At 73.0% G+C, this 16,460-nt stretch carries 16 protein-coding genes; 10 read left to right on the top strand and 6 right to left on the bottom strand.

The features are described 5' to 3' along the window. The first annotated feature begins 99 nt into the window (after positions 1 to 99). Together cspE and O7608_RS29695 are read left to right on the top strand one after the other, a co-directional pair. Positions 100 to 303, top strand: coding sequence for a transcription antiterminator/RNA stability regulator CspE (cspE, locus tag O7608_RS29700; protein ID WP_123605346.1), 204 nt, complete (start codon positions 100 to 102; stop codon positions 301 to 303). A 160-nt stretch (positions 304 to 463) separates the two neighbouring features. Then, positions 464 to 1,813, top strand: coding sequence for a DEAD/DEAH box helicase (locus tag O7608_RS29695; RefSeq protein ID WP_289207691.1), 1,350 nt, complete (start codon positions 464 to 466; stop codon positions 1,811 to 1,813). On the opposite strand, the gene O7608_RS29690 is transcribed toward O7608_RS29695, so the two are convergent. Both O7608_RS29690 and O7608_RS29685 read right to left on the bottom strand, forming a co-directional pair. Further along, the gene (locus O7608_RS29690) at positions 1,766 to 3,166 is read right to left on the bottom strand and encodes a glucose-6-phosphate dehydrogenase (RefSeq protein WP_289207690.1); all 1,401 of its coding nucleotides are present in this window, start codon (positions 3,164 to 3,166) and stop codon (positions 1,766 to 1,768) included. The two genes, O7608_RS29695 and O7608_RS29690, sit on opposite strands and share 48 nt — an antisense overlap. Then, on the bottom strand, positions 3,163 to 5,019 hold the full coding sequence (locus O7608_RS29685; protein WP_289207689.1) for a glycoside hydrolase family 15 protein: 1,857 nt from the start codon (positions 5,017 to 5,019) through the stop codon (positions 3,163 to 3,165). The genes O7608_RS29690 and O7608_RS29685 overlap by 4 nt, the downstream gene beginning before the upstream one ends. A 385-nt stretch (positions 5,020 to 5,404) precedes the next feature. Here O7608_RS29685 and O7608_RS29680 point away from each other — a divergent pair, with 385 nt between their 5' ends. From O7608_RS29680 to nudC, 5 genes are read left to right on the top strand one after another with little or no spacing between them, the layout of a single operon-like run. Next, positions 5,405 to 5,605: a hypothetical protein gene (locus O7608_RS29680; RefSeq protein ID WP_289207688.1), complete on the top strand. Its 201-nt coding sequence runs from the start codon at positions 5,405 to 5,407 to the stop codon at positions 5,603 to 5,605. Positions 5,606 to 5,652: 47 nt separating this feature from the next. Next, positions 5,653 to 6,633, top strand: a complete 981-nt coding sequence (locus O7608_RS29675; RefSeq protein ID WP_289207687.1) for a hypothetical protein — start codon at positions 5,653 to 5,655, stop codon at positions 6,631 to 6,633. 56 nt (positions 6,634 to 6,689) lie between these two features. Further along, positions 6,690 to 8,000: a M16 family metallopeptidase gene (locus O7608_RS29670; protein ID WP_289207686.1), complete on the top strand. Its 1,311-nt coding sequence runs from the start codon at positions 6,690 to 6,692 to the stop codon at positions 7,998 to 8,000. Next, entirely contained in the window at positions 7,997 to 9,352 is a 1,356-nt protein-coding gene (locus O7608_RS29665) for a M16 family metallopeptidase (protein WP_289207685.1), read from the top strand. Before O7608_RS29670 ends, O7608_RS29665 begins: the two co-directional genes overlap by 4 nt. Continuing rightward, positions 9,349 to 10,344 carry an NAD(+) diphosphatase gene (nudC, locus tag O7608_RS29660; RefSeq protein WP_289207684.1) on the top strand — a complete coding sequence of 332 codons (996 nt, stop codon included), beginning with the start codon at positions 9,349 to 9,351 and terminating at the stop codon, positions 10,342 to 10,344. The genes O7608_RS29665 and nudC overlap by 4 nt, the downstream gene beginning before the upstream one ends. 166 nt (positions 10,345 to 10,510) lie before the next feature. Here the strand turns inward: nudC and O7608_RS29655 are convergent, their stop codons facing one another. The 4 genes from O7608_RS29655 to O7608_RS29640 form a co-directional block, all read right to left on the bottom strand. Then, positions 10,511 to 10,768 carry a hypothetical protein gene (locus tag O7608_RS29655; RefSeq protein WP_289207683.1) on the bottom strand — a complete coding sequence of 86 codons (258 nt, stop codon included), beginning with the start codon at positions 10,766 to 10,768 and terminating at the stop codon, positions 10,511 to 10,513. Between the two features lie 271 nt (positions 10,769 to 11,039). Continuing rightward, positions 11,040 to 11,276 (bottom strand): DUF397 domain-containing protein, encoded by a 237-nt coding sequence (locus O7608_RS29650; protein ID WP_282225711.1) that lies wholly within the window; start codon positions 11,274 to 11,276, stop codon positions 11,040 to 11,042. Positions 11,277 to 11,317: 41 nt separating this feature from the next. After that, positions 11,318 to 12,457, bottom strand: coding sequence for a helix-turn-helix domain-containing protein (locus O7608_RS29645; RefSeq protein WP_289207682.1), 1,140 nt, complete (start codon positions 12,455 to 12,457; stop codon positions 11,318 to 11,320). A 159-nt stretch (positions 12,458 to 12,616) separates the two neighbouring features. Further along, positions 12,617 to 12,862: a mycoredoxin gene (locus O7608_RS29640; protein WP_282225713.1), complete on the bottom strand. Its 246-nt coding sequence runs from the start codon at positions 12,860 to 12,862 to the stop codon at positions 12,617 to 12,619. Positions 12,863 to 13,049: 187 nt separating this feature from the next. Between O7608_RS29640 and O7608_RS29635 the strand changes: the two genes are divergently transcribed. The 3 genes from O7608_RS29635 (at position 13,050) to O7608_RS29625 (ending at position 16,226) form a co-directional block, all read left to right on the top strand. Further along, positions 13,050 to 15,224 carry an ATP-dependent DNA helicase UvrD2 gene (locus O7608_RS29635; RefSeq protein WP_289211093.1) on the top strand — a complete coding sequence of 725 codons (2,175 nt, stop codon included), beginning with the start codon at positions 13,050 to 13,052 and terminating at the stop codon, positions 15,222 to 15,224. Positions 15,225 to 15,288: 64 nt separating this feature from the next. Continuing rightward, complete coding sequence (locus O7608_RS29630; protein WP_289207681.1) at positions 15,289 to 15,681, top strand: hypothetical protein; 393 nt, start codon at positions 15,289 to 15,291, stop codon at positions 15,679 to 15,681. Positions 15,682 to 15,821: 140 nt separating this feature from the next. Further along, the gene (locus O7608_RS29625) at positions 15,822 to 16,226 is read left to right on the top strand and encodes a WhiB family transcriptional regulator (RefSeq protein WP_289207680.1); all 405 of its coding nucleotides are present in this window, start codon (positions 15,822 to 15,824) and stop codon (positions 16,224 to 16,226) included. The last annotated feature ends 234 nt before the right edge of the window (positions 16,227 to 16,460 follow it).

Raw genomic sequence — 16,460 nt, 5'->3', positions numbered from 1 at the left:
CGATCAGCACCGCGACGCCGATCCGCGTGACGAGCGCGGATCTCCCATCGGCCCGCAGGCAGTCTCGGGACCGATCGTTCCGTCAAGGAGAGCAGTTACATGGCAGTAGGCACCGTCAAGTGGTTCAACGCGGACAAGGGCTTCGGCTTCATCACCCCGGATGAGGGTGGCGCCGACGTGTTCGCCCACTTCTCCGCCATCCAGTCCTCCGGCTACCGCAGCCTGGACGAGAACCAGCGGGTGGAGTTCGAGATCACCCAGGGCCAGAAGGGCCCGCAGGCGGCCAACATCCGCCCGCTCTGAACCACCTCGTACTTTCCGTACGTGCGGTCCGGCTCCCACCATCCGGTGGGGGCCGGGCTACGGCAGACACACACCTGGTTCGTGCTTGTGACCGCTGGCGGCCCGGCCGCCGTCGCGCCTTCCTCGCTACGTGCCAAACCAGCGGAAGGCTGACCCGATCATGAGCACCACCACGTTGTCCCGTGCCCAGACCCCGTCCTTCGCGGACCTGGGCCTACCGGCGAACCTGTGCGCGGTCCTCACCGCCAACGGCATCGCCGCACCGTTTCCCATCCAGACCGCCACGTTGCCCGACTCGTTGGCCGGCCGCGACGTGCTCGGCCGGGGCCGCACCGGCTCCGGCAAGACCCTCGCCTTCGGGCTGCCGCTGGTGGCCCGTACCGCCGGTCGCCGGGCCACCGCCGGCCGGCCGCTGGCGCTGGTCCTGGTGCCGACGCGGGAGCTGGCCCAGCAGGTGACCGCCGCGCTGGAACCGTACGCCCGAGCCGCCCGGCTGCGCTGCGTCACCGTCGTCGGCGGCTTGTCGCTGCAGCGGCAGGCCGACGCGCTGCGGGCCGGCGCGGAGATCGTCGTGGCCACCCCGGGGCGGCTCAACGACCTGGTCAACCGGGGCGCCTGCCGCCTCGACCAGGTCACCCTGGCGGTCCTCGACGAGGCCGACCAGATGGCCGACATGGGCTTCCTGCCGCAGGTCACCATGATCCTGCGCCAGGTCGCGCCCGGTGGGCAGCGGATGCTCTTCTCGGCCACCCTGGACCGGGGCGTGGACCGGCTGGTCCGCGACTTCCTCAGCAACCCGGTGTCCCACCAGGTCGACCCGGGTACGGCGACGGTCGCCGCGATGAGCCACCACCTGTTCCACGTGTCGGCGGCCGACAAGCCGGCCACGGCGGCGGCGATCGCCGCCCGCGACGGCCGGGTCATCATGTTCATCGGGACCAAGCACCGGGCCGACCGGTTGGCCCGCCAGCTGCTCGCCGCCGGCGTGCGCGCGGCGGCCCTGCACGGCGGCAAGTCCCAGGGCCAGCGCAACCGGATCCTGGAGCAGTTCCGCTCCGGGCAGGTCACCGCGCTGGTCGCCACCGACGTCGCCGCCCGGGGCATCCACATCGACGACCTCGACCTGGTCCTCAACGTGGACCCGCCGGCCGACCACAAGGACTACCTGCACCGGGGCGGGCGGACCGCCCGCGCCGGCGCGACCGGTGTGGTCGCCACCCTGGTCCTGCCGGAGCAGCGCCGCGACGTGGACCGGCTGTTCGCGGCGGCGCGGATCCGTCCGCAGTCGGCGCGGGTCGGCCCGGTCGACGCGGAACTGACCCGGGTCACCGGGGCCCGTACGCCCAGCGGCGTGCCGGTCACCCTGGCCGCCCCGCCCGCCCGGCCGACGGCGCAGGCCGCCGGCTCCGGCGGGGCCCGTCGCCCGGCCCGCCGCCCCGGCGGACGCCGCCGGCCGGCGGGGTCAGCGTCGCGGTCCGGTGCTGCCGGCCGGGTAGTCCCGCAGCGGTGACCGCCCGGCGGCCCAGCCGTCGAGCACGGGTTCGATGATCCGCCAGCTCTCCTCGGCCTCCTGGGCCTGGGCGGACAGGCGGGTGTCGCCCTCGATGATCGCCATCAGCAGTTGGCCGTACGGGCTGGGCGCCTGGCGGGCGAGTTCGGTGACCAGTTCGACCGGTTCCAGGTCGAACGGGTCACCGATGCCGTTGACGTTGAGTTTCAACGACATCCGGTCCGGGTCCAGCTGCAGCCGCAGCTCGTTGCACTGGCTGTCCCGGTCGGCGAAGATCGCGTGCGGCACGTCCGCGAACCGCACCACGATCTCCCGCCGGTCGGCGGCCATCGCCTTGCCGGTACGCAGCCGGAACGGCACTCCCGACCACCGCCAGTTGTCGATGTAGACGGTCAGCTCGGCGTACGTCTCGGTGCCCCGGGCCGGGTCGACGCCGGGCCCGTCGACGTAGCCGGCCACCGACCGTTCGCCGCCCCGGCCGGTCACCGTGCCGGCGGTGTAGCGGCCCCGCAGCGTGCAGTGGTCGACGTCGGTGTCCCGGATCGGGCGGACCGCCCGCAGCACGTCGAGTTTGCGCACCGCCAGGTCCGCCGGGTCGATGGTCAGCGGCGGTTCCATCGCCACCAGGGTGAGCAGCTGCAGCAAATGGTTCTGCACCATGTCCCGCAGCGCCCCGGCGTGGTCGTAGTAGCTGGCCCGGCCCTGGGCGTCGACCGTCTCGTCGAAGACGATGTCGACGCCGGTGATGTGGGTGTTGCTCCACAGCGGCTCCAGCACCCGGTTGGCGAACCGCAGCCCGAGCAGGTTCAGCACGGTCTGCTTGGCCAGGAAGTGGTCCACCCGGAACACCCGGTCGTCGGGCAGCACCTGGTGCAGCACCGTGTTCAGCCGCCGGGCGCTGGCCAGGTCCTCGCCGAACGGTTTCTCCACCACCACCCGGATACCGGGCGGCAGGTCACAGCGGCCCAGCGCGACCGCCACCGGTTCGAACAGCCCGTGTGGCAGCGCCAGGTAGACCACCACCGCGTCGTCGCCCCGGCTGGCGGACCCACCGGTACGGGCGGCCCGCAGCGCCGCCTGCAGCACCTCCGGGTCGGTGACGTCGCCGTGCAGGTAGCCGGCGTCGTCGGCCAGCGCCGCGCGGGCCCGGTTGCCGACCGTCGGGGCGTGTTCGCGCAGGGCGACGCTGATCCGCTGACGGAACTGCCGTTCGTCGATGTCGTCGCGGGCCACCCCGATGATCCGCAGCCCGTCGACGGGCCGCCCCAGCTCCCGCAGCTGGGCCAGGCCGGGCAGCAGGTACCGGGTGGTCAGGTCACCGGTGGCACCGAGCACGATCACGGTCGCAGTCACGGGCGCCTCCCTCCGTACCGGGCCAGATTGACCGCGCTGCTGATCAGCCCGATGTGGCTGAACGCCTGCGGGAAGTTTCCCAGGAACGCGCCGGTGGCGGGGTCGATCTGCTCGGGTAGCAGCCCGACGTGGTTGACCCGGGCGCAGAGCCGCTCGAACAGTTCGGTCGCCCGGTCCAGCTGGCCGCTGCCGGCCAGGTTGTCGACCCACCAGAACGAGCAGAGCAGGAACGCCCCCTCATGGCCGGCCAGCCCGTCGGGCGACTCGTCCGGCAGGTACCGGTAGAGCAGGTCGCCGCCGGCACCGAGGCGGCGTACGACGGCGTCGACGGTGGCGACCATCCGGGGGTCGGCCGGGTCCACGACCCGGCGCAGCGGCAGCGCCAGCAGACTGGCGTCGACGGTGCCCGGCTGACCGAGGTGTTCGGTGAAGTGCCCGGCGACCGGATCCCAGGCCTCGGCGAGCAGCGTGTCGCGGATCTCGGCGGCGGCCCGCCGCCACGGCTCCACCTCGTCGCGGCGGCCGGTGGCGGTGGCCAGCCGGGCCATCCGGTCGGCCGCGACCTGGCACATCGCCACCGAGTAGGTGAACGGCCGGCCCTCCTGACGGATCTCCCAGATGCCGTGGTCCGGGGTACGCCAGTGCTCCAGCGCCGAGCGGCCCAACCGGGTCAGCCTGGCCCACCGCTGGTCGCTGAGCTCACCGCCGGCGCGGGCCCACTGCCAGGCACAGTCGAGGATCTCGCCGTACACGTCGTGCTGGATCTGGTCGGCGGCCGCGTTGCCCCAGCGCACCGGCCGCGAACCCCGGTAGCCGGCGAGCTGCGGGTCGAGGTGTTCGGTCGGCGGTGCGGTGCCGTCGAGGGTGTAGAGCACCCGGGGGCGTCCGTCCTGGGTGCAGGCGCGCAGCACCCAGGACAGGAAGGCGTCGGCCTCGCTGGCCATCCCGACCCGGCGTAGCGCGTACACGGTGTAGGCGGCGTCGCGGACCCAGGTGAAACGGTAGTCCCAGTTGCGTTCGCCGCCGATCGCCTCGGGCAGCGACGAGGTGGGCGCGGCGACGACCGCGCCGCCGTCGTGGTCGTCGCAGAGTTTGAGCGTGATGGCGCTGCGGCGGACCAGGTCGGTGTACGGGCCACGGTAGGTGATCTCCCTGGCCCAGGCCCGCCAGGCGTCGGCGGTACGGTCCAGCGCGGCCGCCACCTGCTCGGCGTCGGTGTGGCGGGTCTGCCCGTCGGCCCAGCGCAGCACCAGGCCGAGCCGTTCGCCGGCGGTCAGCCGCACCCGGCCGGCCAGCCGGTCCAGTCCGGGTACCGGCCGGCTGGCGGTCAGCCGCAGCGGCGTACCGTCGCCGGCCGGGAACTCGAGGTGGATCTGGTCGGTGTCGGCGCGCGAGCGCAGTCCGCCCCGGCCGGTCAGCCCGATCTCCAGGTCCACCTCGCCGTGGGTGACGGTGACCAGCCGGGCCAGCTCACCGCAGGCGGTGCCGAACCCGGCCGGGCCGGTCGGTGCGCTGGCGCCGGCCACCAGCAGCGCGTCGCGGACCTCGCAGCTGCCGGTGGCGGTGTGCAACTCGGTACGCAGTACCGCCGTGTCCGGCAGGTACTCCTGGCGTACCGACCGCAGCCCGGCGGGACGCAGTGTCCAGGCACCACCCCGGTCGGTGTCGAGCAGGCCGGCGAAGAGCGCCGGGCCGTCGAACCGGGGCAGGCAGAGCCACCGTACGGTGCCGTCCACGCCGACCAGGGCGGCGGTCTGTCCGTCGCCGATCAGGCCGTGGTCGGCGATCTGCGGGTATCCGTCGGTGAACGGGGGTACCGGCCGGGCGGCGGTCTCCGCCAACTGGTCCGTCACGGGCGTCTCCTCGTCGTCGGCGGTCGCCCGACCTCGTGGTCCGGCGCCTGTCTGGCCACCTACCCCGGTGGGGACTTCCGCTCACCTGTCGTGCCGTGATTCACTGGTCACCTCTCGTCACGGCTGCTCGCCGGCAGTAACCTGCCAGGTGTCGCAGGCCGTAACCAGCCGGGTGTCGGCCGTACGGCCGGACGGGTCCGGCTGTGTCGCTGACCGGGCGGTCCGGACGGACCGTGCCGATGATCGTCCGGTCGTGCGGATCCGCGAGACATCCACGCTTTTCGTCCGATGGCCGACTGCACGGTACGGGCGTTGCCGGGATCCTGTCGATGGCGCGCGAGTACGGGGCTCGCCGAGCGTCACCCCGGCAGGAGGTCTTGTGGAGATGGCCGCCGACACCAGTGCGACGAGGGAGGTCCTCTTCGTGGTCGGCGTCGCGCTGCTCGGTGTCGCGTTGGCGCTGGCGTCCGTCCTCACCCCCTGGTACGTCGGACCGGCGGCCACCACCAGTCCGTCCGTGGTCGAGATGCGCGCGCCGCAGCACTCGCCGGCGACGACCGGAATCGACGCGGCCCCGCCACGCTGACCAGGGCCCTGCCCGGGTACGCGACCACAGGTGTTTCACTAAGGAAGATGTCTGCCACGCCGCTACCGGACCGGCCGCCGCCCGGGACCGCCGTGAACCGGGCCACCGGAGCCGTCACCCGGCCAGGTGACCGGGCCACCGGTGCGGTCAGCCGGCCAGGTGACTGGGCCGCCGGTGCGGTCACCCGTCCCGGCCTGCCGTACCCCCCGCCGGCCGGCGGTGCTGGGGTGCCCCAGCCGCCACCGGCGGCCGGTCCGCCCGGTGGCCCGCCACGGTCGGACAACCGGCGACTGTGGTGGTTCGGCGGTGCCGCCGCGGCCGTGCTGGCCGTCGGCCTGGTGGCCGTCCTGGCGCTGGTGCTCAGCGGCAACCCGGATCCGTTCCGGACCCCGCCGCCGCCGGACGACGTCCGGCCGCCGCTGGCGCAGCTCTGTGCCGGTGCCACCCCCACCGCGAGCGAACCGCCGCCACCGGCCGACCCCGGGCCGGCGCTGCCGGACCCGACCGGGCCACGCACCGTCGACCCGGACGCCGGCATCTCCTACACCAGCTACGGCGAGCCGTGGCAGCCGTGGCGGGCGGTGTGGAACGCCGGTTCGCTGCAGGTGCCGTACAAGGTGGGGCAGCACTTCGTCACCGAGGCGCAGTACAACGGGTTCAGCGACTACCACGCCTCGATCCTGTCCGCCGCCGTGCCGGTGGCCGACAACGACGCGCTCACCGTCGATCTGGAATGCATCGGCCGGCAGGTGGCCGCCGACGTCCGCGCCGAGTACTACCCGCAGCCCAACCGCGCGGACCTGATCCGTGACGAGCGGACCGCGATCGGCGGTCGGCCCGCCTGGTTGACCGTGTTCCGGTTGCACTTCACCCAGCCGGGGCTGCAGGCCACCGACGAACTCGTGGCGGTGGCCTGCATCGACGTGGGGCGGCCCACGGCGGCCGTGCTGTTCCTGTCGATCCCGGGCACCCACCGTCACCTCGACTGGATGGTCGAGGACCTGTACGCATCGGTGCGTGTCGAGTAGCGCTCGTTGGGCTCAGGTGCGGCACGGGTCGGCGGCGACAGGTTAGGGTCGGTGGCGTGGCACCACGTGCAGTGCGGATCCCGGCGACCGCGTACCCGGTGGAACGGTTCACCCTCGCCAACGGTCTGCGGGTGGTCGTCGCGCCGGACCGCAGCGCCCCGGTGGTCGGCGTCGCGGTCGTCTACGACGTCGGGATCCGCTCCGAGCCGCCGGGCCGGACCGGCTTCGCGCACCTGTTCGAGCACCTGATGTTCCAGGGTTCGGCCAACCTGGAGAAGCTGGCGCACTTCCGCCACGTGCAGGGCTCCGGCGGCACCTTCAACGGCAGCACCCACCTCGACTACACCGACTACTACGAGGTGCTGCCGAGCAACGCGCTGGAACGGGCGCTGTTCCTGGAGGCCGACCGGATGCGCGGCCCACAGCTGACCGAGGAGAACCTGCGCAACCAGGTCGACGTGGTCAAGGAGGAGATCCGGGTCAACGTCCTCAACCGACCGTACGGTGGGTTCCCGTGGCTGCTGCTGCCGCCGGTGATGTTCGACAGCTTCCCGAACGCGCACGACGGTTACGGGTCCTTCGTCGATCTGGAGAGCGCCACGGTCGGCGAGGCCGCCGACTTCTTCACCCGCTACTACGCCAGCGGCAACGCGGTGCTCGCGGTCGCCGGCGACGTCTCCGTCGCCGAGGCGACGACGCTGGTCGAACGGCACTTCGGGGACGTGCCGGCCCGGCCCGCGCCGCCCCGGCCCAGCTTCACCGAGCCCGACCTGACCGGCGAACGCCGGACGACGTACACCGACGCGTTGGCGCCGTTGCCGGCGGTCGCTGTCGCCTGGCGAGTGCCGGACCCGATCGACGACCTGCCCGGCTACCTGCCGTACGTGGTTCTCGCCGAGGTGCTCACCGACGGCGACGCCGCGCGGCTGGTGGACCGGCTGGTCCGGGTCGACCGGTCGGTGACCAGCGTCGGCGGCTACCTGTCGTTCGAGGGGGAGCCGTTCGACGTACGGGATCCGACGGTGCTGGTGCTGCAGGCGCACCTGCCGCCCGGCGGCGACGCCGACCGGGTGCTCGCCGCGGTCGACGAGGAGCTGGACCGGCTCGTCACCGACGGCTTCGACCGGGGCGAGCTGGCCCGGGTCAAGGCCCGGATGGCGACCCACCTGCTGCGCGACACCGACGCGGTGCTCGGCCGCGCACTGCGGATCGCGGTGCTGGAGCAGCAGCGCGGTGCCCCGGAGCTGATCAACGAGCTGCCCCGGCTGATCGGCGCGGTCACCGAGGAGCAGATCAGGCAGGCCGCCGCCACGTTACGTCCGCATCGGCGGGCCGTGCTCGAGATCGTTGCGGGAGGTGCCTGGTGACCGCCGCCGGTACGGCCGGGCAGCCGCAGCCCCGGCGGCCGTTGCCTGCGCTGGGGCCGACCCGCACCCCGCCGGTGCCCACGGTGGCCGAGCGGACCCTGGACACCGGGCTGCGGGTGATCGCGATCCGCCGGGCGACGGTGCCGTTGGTCGAGGTCCGGCTCTGGGTGCCGTTCGCCCGGGCCCCGCTGGCCCGGGCCACCGTACTGTCGCAGACGATCTTTTCCGGCACCGCCGAGCGCTCCGGTGTGCGACTCGCCGCCGACCTGCAGGCGGTCGGTGGCGGACTGGCCGCCGGGCTCGACGCCGACCGGCTGCTCATCTCCGGTGCCGGGCTGGTCACCGGGTTGCGGCGGATGCTCGAACTGCTGGGCGAGGTGCTGACCGGTGCGACGTACCCGGCCGACGAGGTGGCGATCGAACGGGACCGGCTCGCCGACCGGATTCAGGTCGCGCTGAGCCAGCCGGCGCATCTGGCCCGGACGGCGTTGACCCGCCGGTTGTACGGACGGCACCCGTACGCCGAGCCGACGCCCTCCGTGGCGCAGGTCCGGGCGGTCCGGGCGGCGGCGCTGCGGGCGCTGCACACCGAGCGGGTGCAGCCGGCCGGGGCGCACCTGGTGCTGGTCGGTGACGTGGCCCCGAAGCGGGCGTTGGACGTCGCCGAGCAGGCGCTCGCCGGCTGGTCCACCGTCGGACGGCAGGTGACGTTGCCGCCGGCACCGGATCCCCGGCCGGCACCGCTGCTGCTGGTCGACCGGCCGGGGTCGGTGCAGTCGTCGGTGCGCATCGCGCTGCCGGCGGTGGACCGCCGGCACCCGGACCACGCGGCGTTGCAGCTGGCCAACATGGTCTTCGGCGGCTACTTCTCGTCCCGCTGGGTGGAGAACATCCGGGAGGACAAGGGCTACACCTACGGCCCGTACTCGATGGTGGAGCATTCGATCGCCGGCTCGGTGCTGATGCTCTCCGCCGACGTGGCGACCGAGGTGACCGCTCCCGCGCTGCTGGAGACGATGTACGAGCTGGGCCGGCTGGCGGCGCTGCCGCCCGGGGCCGAGGAGTTGGAGCAGGCCCGGCAGTACGCGGTCGGCACCCTGCAGCTGGGCATGTCCACCCAGGCCGGGCTGGCCGGCCTGGCCAGCACGTACGCCGGGTTCGGTCTGCCGCTGGAGTTCCTCGCCGAGCACATCGCCCGGCTGGCGTCGGTCACCCGCGACGAGGTCGCCGAGGCGGCGACCCGCTACCTGGCGCCGGCGCGGGCGTCGGGTGTGGTGCTCGGTGACGTGGCACGCATCGCCGGGCCGGTGGCCGCGTTGACGCAGGTCGAGCTGCCCGGCACCGCACTGTGAGCGACGTACCGCCGCCGGAGGGCGCGACCGGCGATCCGGCTGACCAGCCGGCGCTGGCCCGGCGCGCGGTCGACCGGGCGGCGCGGCACCGGACCGACCCGCAGTGGTTGGCGCAGGCGTGGCCGCGGGCCCGGGTGCTGGTGGTGGACTCGGCTGCCGGCGGCCCGGCGGTGGTCTGCGACGACGGGGCCGGGGTGGCGTTGGTTCTGCTCGACGCGGACCGTGCGCCGGCGGTGCCGGCGCAGCAGCGGATCTTTCTCGGTACGGACGACGACGGCACCCCGTACTTCGCCGTCGACGCGCCCCTGGAGCCGTCACCGGGGTCGCCCCCGTGGCCGGCCGGTGCCCGGCTGGCCACGGTACGGCAGGTCGGTCACCTGCTCGGCGACCGCGACGCCGGGCTGTTCACGACGGCGGCGGCGCTGGCCGGCTGGCATGCCCGGCATCCGTACGCGTCGTCGACCGGTCTGGGCACCCGCTGTGCCGACGGCGGCTGGACACGGGTCGACGACGCCGGCACCCGGCACTGGCCACGGACCGATCCGGCGGTGATCGTGCTGGTGACCGACGGGGTCGCCGGGCCGGCGGGCCGGTGTCTGCTGGCCAACCACCACGACCGGCCCGGTGCCGGGGCGGGGCGGCTCTACTCCTGCCTGGCCGGGTTCGTCGAGCCGGGCGAGTCGGCGGAGGCGGCTGCGGCCCGCGAGGTGGCCGAGGAGGTGGGCGTGACGTTGACCGGGTTGACGTACGTGGCGAGCCAGTCGTGGCCGTTCCCGGGCACGCTGATGCTCGGCTATCTGGGCCTGGTCGACGCCGAACAGCCGGTCCGGGTGGATCCGGCGGAGATCCGGCGGGCCCACTGGTTCACCCGGGCGCAGCTCGCGGCGGTGCTGGCCGGGGAGCGGGTCGATGCCGGCGACGGATTCGAGGTGCAGTTGGCGGGACCCGCGTCGATCGCCGCCTTCCTGATCCGCCGCTGGGTGTCGGCCTGACCCTGGATGTCGGGCCGGTGATCCTGTTGTCAGCCTGACCCCGGCCCGTGGACACCGTTGCCGCGATGCCCACGGGCCGAAGCCATGGACCGTCGTGACCCGGTGGCGGCGGGCGCGCCCTGCGGCGGGGGCCGGCCGGTGCGACGACGGTCGTCGGGGGCCGCAGCTAGTGCGGCGCGGTCGGTGTCGGATCGCCCGGCACCGGAACGACCTTGACCCGGTGCCGGCCGGAGCGGACCGAGCCGACCGTGGACAGGGCGCGGGCCAGCCGCATCGCGGATTCGCGGTCGGTGGCGCGCAACGTCTGTCGGCGTTGCTCGGGAGTGGTCTGTTCGTCGCGGACACGTCGACCGTCGATGACGGCGGTGACGAGTTCGTGGTGGGCGACCGCGCGGATCTCCGTGCGGACGATCAGATATCGCATGGGCGACTCCGGGAACCGTGACCGATGATCGGACAGTCGACAGGTTCCGCGACGATTCCGCATGCGAAATTTTCTCGCGCGAAAGATCCTTGTCTGGAATTTCCATCGAGTGTCTCGATAAGGGGAGAACCCGGATCGCAGACCGGTTAAACCTGACGATCGGCCTGTCTCCGGTGCCCGTTCGGGGGATATCGACACCGGTGCACGCGCTGCTGGGTGCGGGAACCGAGCCGGGTCGGGGTGGCGGCGGCCACCCGGCTCGACCGGCCCGTCAGCTCAGGTCGAACTCGCCGTCCTTGGCGCTGTCGATGAACTCACGCCAGGTGGTGCGGTCGAACGACAGCACCGGCCCGGACCGGTCCTTGCTGTCGCGCATCAGCACCGGCGTACTGCGACCAGCCAGTTCCCCGACCTCCACGCAGTTGGTGCTCTGGCTGCGGCTACTGGTGCGCCAGGTGGGCGAGGCGCCGCCGACGATCCGCACGACGGACTGATCTGCTGGGTTCATTCCTGCTCCTTGCTGTGAAGCGGACCGGCGAGGGCACACCGTCACTCCGGTGTCGCCTGCTCGGTCCGGCGCGTGGGACGCTCGCGCGGTCCACGCTGGATCGGCGGCCCGGCCGGTCGGCCGGGGCCTGTCCCGCCGGTGGCCGGCGGGGACAGCGGGGCAGGGGTGGCGGGGGAAGGTTCGTCGTCACCGACGGCACTGAGCTCGGTGGCACCGGCCGCGACGTGCCGGGCGATCTCCTCGGCGAGCCAGTCGATCGACTCCGCCGGGCTGCGGGCGGCCTCGCAGAGCCAGTCGAAGACCTGGCCGTAGCGTTCCAGTACGGGGGCGTCGTTGACGATGATGTCGGCGGCCAGGGTCTCGATCGCGACGGCGCTGGGATCCTCGGGGTCGGCGAAGTGGTAGATCGAGAAGGCGGTCTCCGACAGGTACCAGGAGGCGACCGTCGCGCCCGGCGGCAGCACCCGCAGCGTGACGTTGTCGAGCTGGGCCATGGCCCGCAGGTGTTGCAGCTGGGCGACCATGACGTCCGGCGGGCCGCAGCGCAGCCCCAGCGCGGACTCCTCCAGCACCGCGGTGTAGCGCGGGACCCCGTTGTCACGCAGCAGCATGGACTGCCGCGACTGGCGGGCCGCTACCTCGGTGTCGGGGTCGTCGGCCTGGCGGCGGGCACCGGCCGGTTGTTTCTGGTTGGCGGACTTGCTGCTGGCCGCCTGGCGCAGGATCGTCATCTGGTCACCCGGCCCGACCAGGGGCCGGGCCGACATGATCCGCACCTTCGCGTACGCGGAGGTCTGCAGCAGCCCGGGGATGATGACCGCGCCGTACTCCTGGATCTCGGTGCACCCGGCCTCCAGCTCGGCGTACGCCCGCTGCCGGCTGGTCATCACCTTGTACGAGCTGAGAAAGGCCCGGGTGTTGCCGGCGTCCCGGGCGATCGCGACGAGCTCGTCGCGATCGGCTCCGGTGACGCCGTACAGGTCGAGCAGGTCCATCACGTCGCCGACGCCGGGTCGGCTGCGCCCGTTCTCCAGCCGGGAGAGTTTGGAGGCGGACGCCCAGTTGACCCGCTCGATCACCTGTTCGCCGGTGAGCCCGGCGCTTTCCCGCAGTCGCCGCAGTTCGCTGCCGAGACGGCGGCGACGCAGCGTCGGACTGGGTATGGGCTGCTCGGGCTGCACCGGAAACTCCCCCCGATCCGTTGGTATCCGCCTATGTCGCGGCGTTGTGCGTCGCGGCCCGAAACAGTATGGACCGGTTGCTGCCTTCGTGGGGTCCGCTGGGGGGCGTGTTAGCAAAAGCGACGTGCGTCATGGCGGCGGACGGACCGTGAGTGCGACTCAGCTCGCCCCGAGGTCGGCGAGTCGTTGCTTGACCTGAACGATGCTCGGGTTCGTCAATGCCGAACCGTCGGGGAAACGGATCGTCGGGACGGTCTGGTTACCGCCGTTGACGCCCATCACGTACGTCGCGGCGGCGGTGTCCTGCTCGATGTCGATCACCTCGTACGGGATCTTCTCCCGGTCGAACTGCGACTTCAGTCGATGGCAGTAGCCGCACCAACTGGTCGAATACATGGTCAACATCAGAGAGGTCCTCCGGGATACGGCGACAGGGCATCGGCCCGGGCGGTGCCCGGGCTGTCCGGTGCAACGTCCGGCGGGGCTGCGATGATTCCTACCCGTGGCCGCGAACCTCAACTCAGCCCCGACCCCCGACCGGGACCCGGACGCCGGGCCGGCGAGCGGGCCGGCCTCCGCGCGCGTCGCGCGGTTGCTGGCCGGGCTGGACCCGGAGCAGCGTACGGCGGTGACCGCGTCGGCCGCCCCGGTCTGCATCCTGGCCGGTGCCGGCACCGGTAAGACCCGGGCCATCACCAGCCGGATCGCCTACCGGGTGCTCTCCGGTGAGATCGACGCCCGGCACGTGCTGGCGGTCACCTTCACCGCCCGGGCCGCCGCCGAGATGCGGGCCCGGCTCGGCGCGCTCGACGTGGGCGGTGTGCAGGCCCGCACGTTCCACGCCGCCGCGTTGCGCCAGGTCCGCTACTTTGCTCCCCGGCTGCTCGGCGGTCGGCAGATGCCGGAGCTGCTGGACAGCAAGGTGCGACTGGTCACGCTCGCCGCCGGGCGGGTCGGGATGCGCACCGACCGGGCCGCGGCCCGCGACCTGGCCGGCGAGATCGAGTGGGCCAAGTCGTCGATGGTCGAGCCGGGGGAGTACGCCGTCGCGGCGGCCAAGGCGCTGCGCGAGACACCGCACGACCCGGCCCAGGTCGCCGAGGTGTACGCCGGCTACGAGAAGATCAAGCGCTCCTCCGGGGTGATCGACTTCGAGGACGTGCTGCGAGCGGCGATCTGGGGCATCGAGGAGCACCCGGACGTGGGTGAGCAGGTCCGCGCGCAGTACCGCCACTTCGTGGTCGACGAGTATCAGGACGTCAACCCGCTGCAGCAGCGGCTGCTGCAGGCCTGGGTGGCCGGGCGCGACGACCTGACCGTGGTCGGCGACGCCAGCCAGACGATCTACTCGTTCACCGGTGCCACCTCGACGTACCTGATCGATTTCGCCCGCCACCACCGCGACGCGGTGGTGGTCCGGCTGGTCCGTGACTACCGGTCGACGCCGCAGGTGGTCGGGCTGGCGAACGCGGTGATCGCGCAGGCCCGGGGCACCGAGGCCCGGTTGCGGCTGGAGCTGGTCGGGCAACGGCCGCCCGGTCCGGAGCCGGACGTACGGATCTTCACCGACGAGCCGGCCGAGGCGACGGCGGTCGCGGCCCGCTGTGCCGAGCTCATCGCCGGCGGTACGCCGGCCGCCGAGATCGCCGTGCTGTTCCGGACCAACGCCCAGTCCGAGGCGTACGAGAAGGCGTTGGCCGAGGCGGCGGTGCCGTACGTGGTGCAGGGCGCGGAGCGGTTCTTCGAACGTGCCGAGGTACGCCAGGCGATGGTGGCGTTGCGGGCGGCGGTCCGGTCGACGCCGGGGGAGACACCGCTGGTGGAGGCGGTCGTCGCCGCGCTGGAGGGGGCCGGTTGGGCGCCCGGGCAGCCGCCGCCCGGCGGCGCGGCCCGGGAGCGCTGGGAGGCGCTGGCGGCGCTGGTCCAGTTGGCCGAGGAGGTCGCCGCCACGCCGGTCGTGGTGCCGGTGGGGGAGGCGGCGGTCAGCGAACGGCCGGTGTCGCTGGCCGACTTCTGCGCCGAGTTGGCCCGCCGGGCGGCGGCGCAGCACGTGCCGACGGTCGCCGGGGTGACCCTGGCCTCGCTGCACTCGGCCAAGGGTCTGGAATGGGACGCGGTGTTCCTGGTCGGGTTGGCCGACGGGACGCTGCCCACCACCTACGCCCGCACGGCGGAGCAGCTGGAGGAGGAGCGGCGGCTGCTCTACGTCGGGGTGACCCGGGCGCGGCAGTGGCTGTGGTTGTCGTACGGCCAGTCGCGGTCCCCGGGTGGGCGGGCCCGGCGGCCGTGCCGGTTCCTGCCGCAGCTGGACCGCTCCGGCGGCTCCGGCGGCGGAGCGAAGCGCGACGGTACGGCGGGCGCCGGGTCGCAGCGGCGGCGTGGCCAGCCGGTGTCCTGCCGGGTCTGCGGGGCGACCCTGCTGGCCGGCGTGGACCGCAAGCTCGGCCGGTGTCCGGGCTGCCCGTCGGATCTCGACGAGGAGCTGTTGGAGCGGTTGCGGACCTGGCGGTCGCGGGCGGCCGGGGAGCAGCGGGTGCCGGCGTACGTGGTGTTCACCGACGCGACGCTCGTGGCGATCGCCGAGCGGCGTCCCGGCACCGACGCCGAGCTGCTGGCGATCGCCGGGATCGGGCCACGCAAGCTGGGCCTTTACGGCCCGTCGGTGGCCGCGCTGGTGGCTGGCGCCAGCGTAGATGATCTTGAGCTGCAAAAAAGTTCGGAATCCGACCCGGAAAATGGTTTGCCCCCGGCCACGCAAGAGGCTTAGCCTCAGGTCACACCTCGCGAGCAGTGGTCGTTCTGGCTGCTCGACCGGGGTGGGAGGGTTATCCGTGACGAGTTTCAGGCAGGAGGTGGCGACGATGGAGATCACCATGATCCCGACGTCGACGCTGGCCGCTGCCTGCGCTCCGACGGTCGGCGGCTATCTGGCCGCCGTCGCGCCCACCGGAGGATCCGGGGCGCACCAGGCCCAGTCCCAGCAGTTCCACCAGCTCCCACTCGGGGTGACCGAGGCGTCCGCCGGCCTGGCCGCGCGACGTCTGGTCGGTGCCGAGCGGGCCCAGGTGGCCCAGGCATGGCTGCGGCACCGTGGTGCGTCGGTAGTGACGGCGACCAATGGCATCAACAGCTCCGAAGGCAGCGTCCGCACCACCATCCCGACGGTCAAGAAGCCGTTCATGGATGCTGCCAGCGGTGTTCCCCCTCGAGGAAGGCCGGTCTGAACCATCAGACCAACCGGCTCACCTCGAGGCCGCGGAACCCGTAACCGGGATCCGCGGCCTTAATTTTTTGCGACCGCACAGGTACGAGCACGTCGGAAGCGATCTACGAGATCGAAGCGAAAGAAAGAGGTGACCGGGCGATGAGTCTGGCGTTGGCCACTCTCGACCGCAGCGTCCCCCAGCCGGGTTGCCGGCCGGCCGGAACCGGCCAGTCGGAGGTGCTGGCAGGCCTGCCGTGCCGGAAGTTCGACCCTGACCTGTGGTTCTCCGACTCCCCGACCGAGCTGGAACTGGCCAAGTCGCTCTGCGTGGACTGTCCACTGCGGGTGGAGTGCCTGGCCGGCGCGGTCGAGCGGGCCGAGCCGTGGGGCGTCTGGGGCGGCGAGATCTTCGAGCGGGGCGCGGTCGTGCCGCGCAAGCGGCCGCGTGGCCGCCCCCGCAAGGAGGATCTGGCCCGCGACGCCGCCCTGCGGGTCGAGGTCGAGACCCGGATGGCAGCCGACGGAGTCCGCGACTCCCGTCGGGCCGTGCAGGTGGCGGCCTGACATGCACCCGACCACGAGGATCGCCGGCGCGCCGCCGGCCCGAACCGACAGCCCGGCGCTACCGGGCTACAGCGCACCGACCGTAACTGGAGAAACCGTCATGCATCTACTCTACGAAGCGCTCTCCCGGGCGCGAATGCGATCGCCTCAGGCCGGCACCGCGCGTACTGAGGCAACCCGACCCGCCCGTTCCGTCGCGATGCAGGCCCGGCAGCACTGGGCCCGCACCCTGGG

Source organism: Solwaraspora sp. WMMA2056 (genome assembly GCF_030345095.1).
Taxonomy (GTDB): Bacteria; Actinomycetota; Actinomycetes; order Mycobacteriales; family Micromonosporaceae; genus Micromonospora_E.
This window is presented reverse-complemented; position numbering and strand designations above follow the sequence as displayed.

Bases quoted from the DNA above. Each gene is read 5' to 3' on its own strand.
- cspE (WP_123605346.1), top strand. From the start codon at position 100: ATGGCAGTAGGCACCGTCAAGTGGTTCAACGCGGACAAGGGCTTCGGC.
- O7608_RS29695 (WP_289207691.1), top strand. From the start codon at position 464: ATGAGCACCACCACGTTGTCCCGTGCCCAGACCCCGTCCTTCGCGGAC.
- O7608_RS29680 (WP_289207688.1), top strand. From the start codon at position 5,405: ATGGCCGCCGACACCAGTGCGACGAGGGAGGTCCTCTTCGTGGTCGGC.
- O7608_RS29675 (WP_289207687.1), top strand. From the start codon at position 5,653: ATGTCTGCCACGCCGCTACCGGACCGGCCGCCGCCCGGGACCGCCGTG.
- O7608_RS29655 (WP_289207683.1), bottom strand. From the start codon at position 10,768: ATGCGATATCTGATCGTCCGCACGGAGATCCGCGCGGTCGCCCACCAC.
- O7608_RS29650 (WP_282225711.1), bottom strand. From the start codon at position 11,276: ATGAACCCAGCAGATCAGTCCGTCGTGCGGATCGTCGGCGGCGCCTCG.
- O7608_RS29640 (WP_282225713.1), bottom strand. From the start codon at position 12,862: ATGTTGACCATGTATTCGACCAGTTGGTGCGGCTACTGCCATCGACTG.
- O7608_RS29625 (WP_289207680.1), top strand. From the start codon at position 15,822: ATGAGTCTGGCGTTGGCCACTCTCGACCGCAGCGTCCCCCAGCCGGGT.